The following is a 2000-nucleotide window of genomic DNA, read 5'->3' as shown; positions in this document are numbered from 1 at the left end:
CACTGCCCGCTTTCCAGTCGGGAAACCTGTCGTGCCAGCTGCATTAATGAATCGGCCAACGCGCGGGGAGAGGCGGTTTGCGTATTGGGCGCCAGGGTGGTTTTTCTTTTCACCAGTGAGACGGGCAACAGCTGATTGCCCTTCACCGCCTGGCCCTGAGAGAGTTGCAGCAAGCGGTCCACGCTGGTTTGCCCCAGCAGGCGAAAATCCTGTTTGATGGTGGTTAACGGCGGGATATAACATGAGCTGTCTTCGGTATCGTCGTATCCCACTACCGAGATATCCGCACCAACGCGCAGCCCGGACTCGGTAATGGCGCGCATTGCGCCCAGCGCCATCTGATCGTTGGCAACCAGCATCGCAGTGGGAACGATGCCCTCATTCAGCATTTGCATGGTTTGTTGAAAACCGGACATGGCACTCCAGTCGCCTTCCCGTTCCGCTATCGGCTGAATTTGATTGCGAGTGAGATATTTATGCCAGCCAGCCAGACGCAGACGCGCCGAGACAGAACTTAATGGGCCCGCTAACAGCGCGATTTGCTGGTGACCCAATGCGACCAGATGCTCCACGCCCAGTCGCGTACCGTCTTCATGGGAGAAAATAATACTGTTGATGGGTGTCTGGTCAGAGACATCAAGAAATAACGCCGGAACATTAGTGCAGGCAGCTTCCACAGCAATGGCATCCTGGTCATCCAGCGGATAGTTAATGATCAGCCCACTGACGCGTTGCGCGAGAAGATTGTGCACCGCCGCTTTACAGGCTTCGACGCCGCTTCGTTCTACCATCGACACCACCACGCTGGCACCCAGTTGATCGGCGCGAGATTTAATCGCCGCGACAATTTGCGACGGCGCGTGCAGGGCCAGACTGGAGGTGGCAACGCCAATCAGCAACGACTGTTTGCCCGCCAGTTGTTGTGCCACGCGGTTGGGAATGTAATTCAGCTCCGCCATCGCCGCTTCCACTTTTTCCCGCGTTTTCGCAGAAACGTGGCTGGCCTGGTTCACCACGCGGGAAACGGTCTGATAAGAGACACCGGCATACTCTGCGACATCGTATAACGTTACTGGTTTCACATTCACCACCCTGAATTGACTCTCTTCCGGGCGCTATCATGCCATACCGCGAAAGGTTTTGCGCCATTCGATGGTGTCCGGGATCTCGACGCTCTCCCTTATGCGACTCCTGCATTAGGAAGCAGCCCAGTAGTAGGTTGAGGCCGTTGAGCACCGCCGCCGCAAGGAATGGTGCATGCAAGGAGATGGCGCCCAACAGTCCCCCGGCCACGGGGCCTGCCACCATACCCACGCCGAAACAAGCGCTCATGAGCCCGAAGTGGCGAGCCCGATCTTCCCCATCGGTGATGTCGGCGATATAGGCGCCAGCAACCGCACCTGTGGCGCCGGTGATGCCGGCCACGATGCGTCCGGCGTAGAGGATCGAGATCTCGATCCCGCGAAATTAATACGACTCACTATAGGGGAATTGTGAGCGGATAACAATTCCCCTCTAGAAATAATTTTGTTTAACTTTAAGAAGGAGATATACATATGTTTAAACGTAAATCAACCGCAGAACTGGCAGCACAGATGGCAAAACTGAATGGTAATAAAGGCTTTAGCTCAGAAGATAAAGGCGAATGGAAACTGAAACTGGATAATGCAGGTAATGGTCAGGCAGTTATTCGCTTTCTGCCGTCTAAAAATGATGAACAGGCACCGTTTGCAATTCTGGTTAATCATGGCTTTAAAAAAAATGGCAAATGGTATATTGAAACCTGTAGTAGTACCCACGGCGATTATGATTCTTGTCCGGTGTGTCAGTATATTAGTAAAAATGATCTGTATAATACCGATAATAAAGAATATAGCCTGGTTAAACGCAAAACCAGCTATTGGGCAAATATTCTGGTTGTGAAAGATCCGGCAGCACCGGAAAATGAAGGTAAAGTGTTTAAATATCGTTTTGGCAAAAAAATTTGGGATAAAATTAAT

General features: G+C 52.0%; 2 protein-coding genes and 1 pseudogene. 1 reads left to right on the top strand and 2 read right to left on the bottom strand.

The features are described from left to right. Together SB659_RS18975 and SB659_RS18970 are read right to left on the bottom strand one after the other, a co-directional pair. The coding region (locus SB659_RS18975) for a DNA-binding transcriptional repressor LacI (RefSeq protein WP_000805902.1) at positions 1-1082 on the bottom strand (1082 nt) is incomplete at its 3' end. A 79-nt stretch (positions 1083-1161) separates the two neighbouring features. Next, positions 1162-1446, bottom strand: a pseudogene (locus tag SB659_RS18970) (MFS transporter); the annotation flags it as partial. A gap of 110 nt (positions 1447-1556) precedes the next feature. Here SB659_RS18970 and SB659_RS18965 point away from each other — a divergent pair. Beyond that, a partial coding sequence (locus tag SB659_RS18965; RefSeq protein WP_410551509.1) for a hypothetical protein occupies positions 1557-2000 on the top strand: 444 nt, incomplete at its 3' end.

Source organism: Arthrobacter sp. SIMBA_036 (assembly GCF_046535135.1).
GTDB lineage: Bacteria > Actinomycetota > Actinomycetes > Actinomycetales > Micrococcaceae > Arthrobacter.
Note: the sequence above shows the minus strand (reverse complement) of the source record. Positions and strands in the feature narration are given on the sequence as shown.